The organism is Tepidibacter formicigenes DSM 15518, from assembly GCF_900142235.1.
Taxonomy (GTDB): domain Bacteria; phylum Bacillota; class Clostridia; order Peptostreptococcales; family Peptostreptococcaceae; genus Tepidibacter; species Tepidibacter formicigenes.
Genome location: NZ_FRAE01000054.1, coordinates 7,521 through 16,594, shown reverse-complemented (window position 1 = coordinate 16,594; position 9,074 = coordinate 7,521). Strand labels below are relative to the sequence as shown.

The window sequence follows — 9,074 nt, the reverse complement described above, 5'->3', positions numbered from 1 at the left end:
ATGGATAATAGAACCATTTTTTAGAGATTGTAAAAGAAATTTAGGATTAAATGGATATCAAGTTAGAAGCCAAAAAAGTATTACTAGATATCTAATAATAATGTTAGTAGCTTACACTTACTCCAAATTATGTTCAGGCGTAGCCTTAAGTTTCAACACTGGATTTAAAAAAATACAAAACAATTTAAGAAAAACACAAGTTATTAATATTTATAATGCTGCAATACAAGGTGAACCTATTAATAAAATTTTTGAGTATCTGAAAATTGCATAGAAATGACTTTGGCTATTTAACTGTAAAATTTTTCAAGTAAAATTGCACTTTTATAGTATTTATGAGATTTGACAAAAAAGGGGTGGGATATTGATCTATTATGAATTAATTATATCTTGTTTATTAAAAAAAGATGTATATTATACAGATGCTAATGAATTTATAAGTAAAAAAATAAATAAATCTATGTTATTAGATGATTATTTGAAAGAAGAACATAAAAAAAGGAAGTATAAAATGTATTGCTTCAATTCTTTTTTTCCTATAGAAAAAGATAAAAATTATAAAGCTCAAAAGATGTATATATTTAAACTAAGAAGTTTAGATAAACAATTTATAAATAAAATTAGGACATGTATGAAAAAACTAAAAGACGATGAAATTGAAATTTTATCTATAGAAAAAAGAAATTTAAAAATGAAAGATTTTAAAGAATTTTCTACAGTAACTCCTGTTATTGTTACAGTGGATAACAAGCCATGGAAAAAAGAAGATGGAGATATTGAACTATTTATAAATAGACTTCAAGTTAATCTTGTTAAAAAATATAAAGAGGTTTATAAAGAAGATATAGAACTAGAAGAATATTTTATTGAAAAATTTAGTATTGGCAAAAAACCTTTAGCTTACAGCTATAAAGGCAAAAAAATGCTGGGATACAAAATCAACTTTAAGATAAACGAGGATGAAATTTCTAAAAAGCTTGCATACATAGCACTAGGGGCAGGCCTTGGAGAAAAAAATTCATCATTAGGAGCAGGCTTTTGCTGTATTAAGGGGTGATATTATTGGGAGAGACAACTAAAGTTTTTAAGACAAAAGACTTTTTTTATAACAATGGACTTGTTAACATTAAGCAAATTTTAAAGGATGAAATAGATGATTTAGAAATAAAAATATATGAAGATAGATTAGAACTTATATTTGATGAAGAAAAAGAAGATGAAATATTCAAAAAAATGTTTGCGTATTTAGTTAAAGAGTTAAACATAGTTTATAGAACTGATAATAATAGGATTTATTATTATAAAGAACAAGAAAAGTTTATTTATGATAAAAAATTTGATGTAAAAGATAAAGCAAGTGGAAATGATGTTAAATATTCATATTCATATGTGACTCCAAAAGAATTAAATAAAACAACAGAACAGCTTTATAATGAATGTTCTAAATTTTGTGATGATAATGGAATTAATGTAAAAGAGTGTGATGATTTATTTAAAAAATCAAATAAATTTAAAGAAGATAATAAGTGCAATATTCCGATTTATATAACCTTAGAAGAATTTACAAACAACTATACTGAATATTATTTTAAAGAAGAAATATTAAAATTTGACTCTAAAGTACATACATTTAAAGGTGGAGATAAGTACTTTAATGATATGTTAAAAGACAAGGAATATATTGATAAATGGGACATGCTTATATATTTTTATGGAGTTAAAGCTAGAAAGTTTTATAATATGAAAGATAAAGACAATACATTTATAATATACCCTAATTCAAGTAATTTAAAAGCTCTTACAAGATTGAAAAAAGATTTAAATATATCTGAACAAAATGCAAAAACAGAAAAAGATGGAGAAATTATAGAGTTTCAAACTAATATGAATATGTTTGAAATGTTTAAAGGTGATGGAGTAGAAAATCAATATATTCATTTAAGTACAAATGAAGAAGAGTTTAGACTTAAAAGTTTACTTTATATATTTTCTTATTTAAATTCCTTAGAAATAAAGGATTATGAAGAAGATATTGATACAAAAAGAAAAAAATTATTTGAAAGCATTAAAGAAATTAGTTTTATTACATATATAGACGCAAAGCTCAAGCCTTCTTTAGTTGAATATACACAAGCATATAAATTATTTAGTTTATTTAAAGAATTAAAAAAATATGATGAAGATGGAAATCTTTATAAATATATATTTAAAATATTAACTGCATTTTCTCAAAATGACAATAAAGAAAAAGACAAAGGAAAGACAACTACGAAAAGATTTTGTGATAAATTACTCTCATTTAAAGATTTAAGAAAAGAATACTATAACTTGAGCTTCAATTTATTAAAATACAAAATTGGATCATTAGGAAAAAAATTATATTCTTTTGAAAGTGAATATTTAAAGTTTTTAAAAAGGGGTGATAGAATAATGAATTTACATGAAAAAGGAAAATTAATGGGAGAAGGAATAGGAAAGATATGTGCTGATTTAGATAGCAAAGATTTAATTTATAGAATTAGAAATATAAAAAATCACAATCAATTTGTAAGTTATTTGTCAGGTTTAAGTTTTGAAATACTTAAAAAAAGTGAAAAGGTATACGTTAAAAGTGAATTTAAAAGTACACTCTGTGAAGTTTTAGAGTATTTAAGTAATAATAGTGATGATTGGGAAGTAATAAGAGATTATATGGCTATATATGCTGTAAATAAATATCAATCTGTAAATTATGCTAAAAATAAAGATAATAAATAGGAGGTATGGGAATGGAATTTTTAAACATAAATTATATATCAAAGGTTAATCTAGCTTCATTAAATGGCTCAGAAGGTATGGGAGGAAACATAACTCCTATAAAAAAGGTTAGTGATTATGAAGGAAATGAATTTGTATATATATCAGGACAAGCTATAAGAAGATATTTAAAAGAAACTTTAAGAGAACTTGGAGAAAGTATTTCTTCTGTAGATGAAGATGGTAGTCCTCATTTTGGAGATGTTCAAGATAAAATATTTAAAAAAGGAAAATTTAATGATAAAAAATTAATGTTTCAAAAATTTATAGATATGGATTTATTTGGATATATGTTTCCTAATGCTGGGAGAAGATGGTCTGTTGTTAAAGTAGCCCCAATGCTATCTCTTCTTCCATATAAAGGAGAATATGATTATTTAACTAGAAAACAAAAGGTAGAAGATGAAAGCAAAAAAAGTGGAAATATAGTTCAAGTTGAAATAGATACATTAAATTATATGAGAGGTAATATTGTTGTTGATTTAGATAAAGTAGGAAAAGACATAAATGAATATACATATGAAGAAACTAAAATGCTTGAAGATGAAAAAATAAATGAGAGGATAAATATATTTATAGATTCTATAAAATATCTAAATGGAGGAGCAAAGCAAAGTAGAAATTTAGAAGATATATCACCTAAGTTTGTTATAGCAATAAATCAAAAGATAGGTAATCCATTCTTATTAAATATTTTAAGTGTAGATAAAAATAAAAATTTAAATGTAGATATTATAATAGAAGAACTTGAAAATAACAAAGAAGTAATTAACAATGTGAAAATAGGAATAGCTAAGAATGTATTTAATAATTACGATGAAATAGTTAAAAAATTCTCTGAAAAAGGATATGAGGTTTTAAATGTAAACAAAGCTCTTGATAGCTTAAAAAAGGGTGATAAATAATGCAAGTTATAAAATTTAAAGTAGAGGGTATTCTAAATTCCTTTAGAATACCTTTCTTTAGAACTTATCATAAGACATTTTTAGCACCACCGAAAACGGCGATAATAGGAATGATTACTAATATACTAAGAAAATCTGAAAAGTGGTACTATGATGCTTTATATAATGATTTATTTGATGTGTCTGTAGTTATAGATAATATACAAGGAAAAACTAAAGATCTTTGGGGTTATAAAAATTTTAAAAAAGGTAATAGAGGTAGAAGCGTTATAAGAAGAGATAAGCTTTATAAAGCTACATATACAATTTATTTAAAAATAAATGATGAAAATATAAAAAATGAAGTTTTAGATGCTCTTAAAAATCCTAAATCTGTACCAGCATTAGGTTTAGATGATGAAATTATAAAAATATATGATGTCGAGGAAGTATACTTAAAGAAGAATGAGGATAATATAATAAATTCAGTATTTATAGGTGATGAAATTAAATATAGAGTAAAAATGGATATTGATGAAGATATATATCTTCCAGCTTCAAATATAACACCGTTAAAATACTCTGTTGATGTAAAAAAAGGAGTAAGAACAAAAAGAGAAATAATAAAGCAAGGAAAGCAAGTTGAGTATATGAATTGTAAAGTAGAAATTAAAAGTGACATACCTATATATGAAGATGGAATTAATAAGGTGGTGTTTTATTAATGATAATAGCGAAGAAAAAAGAACTTAGTAATGGGAAATTTGAATATCAAAGTTTAGAGGGACACACTAAGAGTGTCCTTTCATTTACTATTGATTTAATAAAAGATAAAGACTTAGAAAAGATACAAAAGCTAACGGGTTTTAATAAAGATAAGATTAAAGATTTACTTTTCTTTTCTGCTTTTTTTCATGATATAGGAAAAGCAACGAATGAATTTCAGGAATATATAAAAGGAAATATAAAAAAATCATACCATTCTCTTTATTCTAGCAATATAACAAGTAATATTGAAAACTTCTTATTTACTTTTACAAATGATGAAGATGATGAAGAAAATATAAATTTATTATTTTTGACTGTACTTAATCATCATTCAATTTTAAAAAGAAATACAGCTTTTCTAGGAGTTGAAAATGAAAGCCAATATGAACATAGTTTTTTAGAAGAAGCAAAAGACTTTTTTTATGAATACAAAAACTGGTATGAAGAATTTTTAAATAAGGAATGTAAATATAATTTTGAGTATAAATTTATTCAAAGAAAAACACTAGGAAGTAAAATAAAAAGCACTATAAAAAAATTAAAATATATTAATAAAAAAGATTTAGAAAAATTAAGAATACTATATTCTTATGTATTAGGAATAATTAATATTGCTGATTGGAGAGCATCGGCACAATTTGAAGGAATTAATTTAAAGCTTGATTTTGAAAAAATATTTGATGAAAAGCAGCTGTGTAATAAATTACAAGAAGCTTTAGAAATTGAAAAGTTTATTCCTAGAGGTTTTCAAAAAGAACTTGCAGCTCATAAAGGAAGTGTTCTTGTTGAAGTACCTACAGGATCAGGTAAAACAGAAGGATCTTATTTTTGGGCTATGAATAATATAAGTGATATAAAAGATAAGGTTATATACACACTTCCAACTCAAACAACTTCAAATAAATTATATGAGAGAGTAGAAAAAGTGTTTGATAATACTGGGCTTGTACATTCATCTGCAACAATATATTTAGAAGAACAATTATCAGAAGAAGGTAAAGATATAGATAAATCATTTGATTCAAAAATTTTATTTGGCAAAACCTTTAATAATTCATTTACAGTTGGAACTGTTGATGGGCTTTTTAAAAACTTTTTAAATATAGGAAGATATAATATAGCAACTTTTAACTTTTTAAAATCTGCTGTAATAATAGATGAAGTTCATTCTTATGATTTTAAAATGATGGGATTTATGAAAAGATTTTTAGAACTTTGTGATAAATATGAAGTTCCTGTTTGCTTAATGAGTGCATCTATACCAAATGCAATTAAAAAAATGATTAATATAGAGGATGAAAATAAATATCCAGTTATAACTCAGAAAGATTTATTTGAAGCTAATCCTAATTATATTTATAAGGTAGATAAAAAAATAGAAGATGATATAGATAAAATAAAAAAAGACTATGAAAATGGCAAAAATGTATTGATTATAAAAAATACTGTAAAAAAATCTAAAGAAGTATATGATTTATTAAAAAATGAAGTTGGAAAGGAAAATATAGTTTTATATAATTCTTCATTTAAAAAATGCCATAGAGTTGAAAAAGAAAAAGAAATAATGAGAAGATTAAAAGATAAACAAAATTTTATACTTGTAGCAACACAAGTAGTAGAGGTTTCTCTTGATATAGATTTTGATGTAATGTATACAGATTTAGCCCCGATAGATTCTTTAATACAGAGATTTGGTAGAGTAAATAGAAAAAAATCAGATAATAAAGGAGTTATCTACATATATAAAGATGTTGAAAGTAAGCCTTATGTAGAAGGATTACTTGATATAACATATAAAACTATAAACGAAGGACTTCATAAGATAAGTGAATATAACAAATGGCTAAATACTGTGTACGATGAAATTGTAAAAGATAAGCAGATACAAAATGAAATTCAGGATAATTTTAATGAAGGAGAAAAAACATTTGATAGAATACTAAAGGAAAATTTAGGGATAAGTAAAAGTGAAGATGTTTATAATTTAAGAGATATTAAATTTGCTAAAAAAGATTATATTTTATTAGAAGATTATAACAAAGGAATAAATGGTGAAAAAAGAAAGGATTATGAACATACTATTTCATTAGGTGCATATTTAAGTGAAAGTGAGTATAGAGCATTTAAAAAAAATATTGAGGAAAAGAGATATTATGATGTATTAGAAATACCTTATTCTTATGAAGAAGGTGTAGATTTATCAAAAGATAGTATGCGTAATGTGGTAATAGATATATAAATAAAGACAGGGGAGCTGTATTTATGAAAATAGGTGGTACAGTTATAAATTATTATTTTCACTGTAAACGTCAGTGTTGGCTTTTTTCTAATAGAATTAATTTAGAAGATAACAGTGAAGATGTTCATATAGGAAGAGTGATACATGAACTTAAAAGTGAAAAAAATAAAAAATCAGAGATAACCATAGACAATATAAAAATAGATAAAATAACAGATGAATACTTAGTAGAAATAAAAAAATCTGATGCAGATGTAGAAGCTGCTAAGTGGCAGACATTGTTTTATCTAAAAAAATTAAAAGATAAGGGAATATATAGAAAAGGAAAACTTGAATTTGATGAAAAAAACAAACAAAATAAAAAAACAATATATTTAGAGCTTACAGATGATATTGAAGAAGAATTAGAAAAGCTTATAGATAAAATCAATGAATTAATAACTCAACCAATTATACCAGAGCCAGAAAAAGATAAAAAATGTAAAAAATGTGCTTATTATGAATACTGTTATATATAATGTTTTTAGTAAAGAGGGGTGTATTATGAGGAATAGTACAAGATATATAATGAGTGTTGGAGAACTTAAGAGAAAAGATAATTCTATTGCTTTTCGTAATGAAAATGGGAATTTTTATATACCTATAGAATCAACTAAAGAAATTTACTGCTTAAATGAAGTTACTGTAAATACTAAGCTTTTAGATTTTATAGCTAAAGCAGGAATAACTATTCATTTTTTTAATTATTATGGACACTATAGTGGAAGCTTTTATCCAAAAGAACAACTTATAAGTGGTAATTTAACTGTAAAGCAAGCTAAATCATATTTAGAAAATAGAGAAGTTATAGCAAAAGCTATTGTACAAGGAATAGCAGATAATATATATGAAGTATTATATCATTATTACAAGCATGATAAGAAAGAAGTAAAATCAACCATAGATTGGCTGAAAGAAGAAGTATTTAAATATCTAAAAAATGAAAACTTAGATATAAAGCGTATTCTTTATATAGAAGGTGAAATATGGCAAAGATTCTATAGCTGTTTTAAATATTTCTTACCTGAAACTTTTATATTTAATAAAAGAGTAAAAAGACCACCAGATAATCCAATGAATGCACTTATATCTTTTGGAAATTCAATACTTTATTCTAAAACAGTATCTCAAATATATAATACTCATTTAAATCAAAGTATAAGTTATTTACATGAGCCATCAGAAGGAAGATTTTCTCTAAGTTTAGATTTAGCGGAAGTTTTTAAACCTGTTATTGTATATAAGACAATTTTTGAATTAGTTAATAATAGAAAAATACAAGTAGGTAAACATTTTGATAAAGAATTAAATTATTGTTTATTAAATACAGCTGGTAAAAAAGTATTTGTTGAAGCAATTGAGAAGAGATTTGAAAGTGTATTTCAGCATCCAAGATTAAAAAGAAAAATAAGCTATAAGACTGCTATTAAATTGGATGGATATAAACTAATAAAATTTATAATGGAAGGTAAAGAATTTAGACCATTTAGTATGAAGGAGATGGTTTAAGCCATGGCGAGAAATTACAATTATAATTATGCTTTTGTTTTTTATGATGTAGGAGAAAAGAGGGTTAATAAGGTATTTAAAATATGTAAAAAATATTTTCATCATCATCAAAATTCTGTTTTTAGAGGTCCGATTACACCATCTAATTTAATAAAGCTTAAATCTGATATAAAAAAGGTGATAGATGAATCACATGATTTTGTATCAATTATAAAACTTTTAAACAAAGAAAGCTTTGATGAAGAAACTTTAGGGATAAAAAGAAAGGATACTGAAGCATTAATATTATGATATTTTACCAACCTAAAATTTGAATAAAATCTATAGATATATTGAAAAATAAAGATTTACAAGGGGCAAATATAAGAGCTATAATTATAAGTGTAGAGGTTGGGAAAAAATTAATAAAATTGTGTTATTATAAAGGGTTAAAGCTATTTAGCGCTTTTAAAAATGTGTATTTTTCAGAGGTAGAACCTTAACATTAGATGTATTTAAACTCAATTTCAGTAATTTTGCCACTTTGTTTAAATACGTAGAACCTTAACATTAGATGTATTTAAACCTCGCATTTATAAGACTATTTAAAAAAATATCTTCTGTAGAACCTTAACATTAGATGTATTTAAACTTTGTAGTAGTAAATTCAAGCGAACGCAAACATTTTGTAGAACCTTAACATTAGATGTATTTAAACGTATGAAAATAAAAAAGAAGAATTATTTGATAATTTAGGTAAGTAGAACCTTAACATTAGATGTATTTAAACCTTTAGAGTCTTCTAATATTTCTGTTATGTTTATATGTAGAACCTTAACATTAGATGTATTTAAACACTT

At 24.2% G+C, this 9,074-nt stretch carries 8 protein-coding genes, 1 pseudogene and 1 CRISPR repeat array; all 9 genes and pseudogenes read left to right on the top strand.

Features of this window, described 5'->3' with window-relative positions; translation table 11 throughout:
• Positions 1 to 274: pseudogene (locus BUA77_RS13900) on the top strand (IS701 family transposase); the annotation flags it as partial.
• Between the two features lie 90 nt (positions 275 to 364).
• Positions 365 to 1,057 (top strand): CRISPR-associated endoribonuclease Cas6, encoded by a 693-nt coding sequence (cas6, locus tag BUA77_RS09865; RefSeq protein WP_072889702.1) that lies wholly within the window; start codon positions 365 to 367, stop codon positions 1,055 to 1,057.
• 5 nt (positions 1,058 to 1,062) lie between these two features.
• Complete coding sequence (locus tag BUA77_RS09860) at positions 1,063 to 2,757, top strand: hypothetical protein (RefSeq protein ID WP_072889700.1); 1,695 nt, start codon at positions 1,063 to 1,065, stop codon at positions 2,755 to 2,757.
• A gap of 11 nt (positions 2,758 to 2,768) precedes the next feature.
• Entirely contained in the window at positions 2,769 to 3,701 is a 933-nt protein-coding gene (gene cas7i / locus BUA77_RS09855; protein ID WP_072889698.1) for a type I-B CRISPR-associated protein Cas7/Cst2/DevR, read from the top strand.
• A complete protein-coding gene (gene cas5, locus BUA77_RS09850; protein ID WP_072889696.1) occupies positions 3,701 to 4,405 on the top strand; it encodes a CRISPR-associated protein Cas5 in 705 nt (234 codons plus the stop codon). Before cas7i ends, cas5 begins: the two co-directional genes overlap by 1 nt.
• Positions 4,405 to 6,687 (top strand): CRISPR-associated helicase/endonuclease Cas3, encoded by a 2,283-nt coding sequence (locus BUA77_RS09845; RefSeq protein ID WP_072889694.1) that lies wholly within the window; start codon positions 4,405 to 4,407, stop codon positions 6,685 to 6,687. The genes cas5 and BUA77_RS09845 overlap by 1 nt, the downstream gene beginning before the upstream one ends.
• A 23-nt stretch (positions 6,688 to 6,710) precedes the next feature.
• Positions 6,711 to 7,205, top strand: coding sequence for a CRISPR-associated protein Cas4 (gene cas4 / locus BUA77_RS09840; protein WP_072889691.1), 495 nt, complete (start codon positions 6,711 to 6,713; stop codon positions 7,203 to 7,205).
• Positions 7,206 to 7,230: 25 nt separating this feature from the next.
• On the top strand, positions 7,231 to 8,235 hold the full coding sequence (gene cas1b / locus BUA77_RS09835; RefSeq protein WP_084605695.1) for a type I-B CRISPR-associated endonuclease Cas1b: 1,005 nt from the start codon (positions 7,231 to 7,233) through the stop codon (positions 8,233 to 8,235).
• Positions 8,236 to 8,238: 3 nt separating this feature from the next.
• Complete coding sequence (gene cas2, locus BUA77_RS09830; RefSeq protein WP_072889688.1) at positions 8,239 to 8,526, top strand: CRISPR-associated endonuclease Cas2; 288 nt, start codon at positions 8,239 to 8,241, stop codon at positions 8,524 to 8,526.
• Positions 8,527 to 8,705: 179 nt separating this feature from the next.
• Positions 8,706 to 9,070: a CRISPR direct-repeat array (repeat unit 30 nt; unit sequence GTAGAACCTTAACATTAGATGTATTTAAAC).
• Positions 9,071 to 9,074 lie beyond the last annotated feature (4 nt).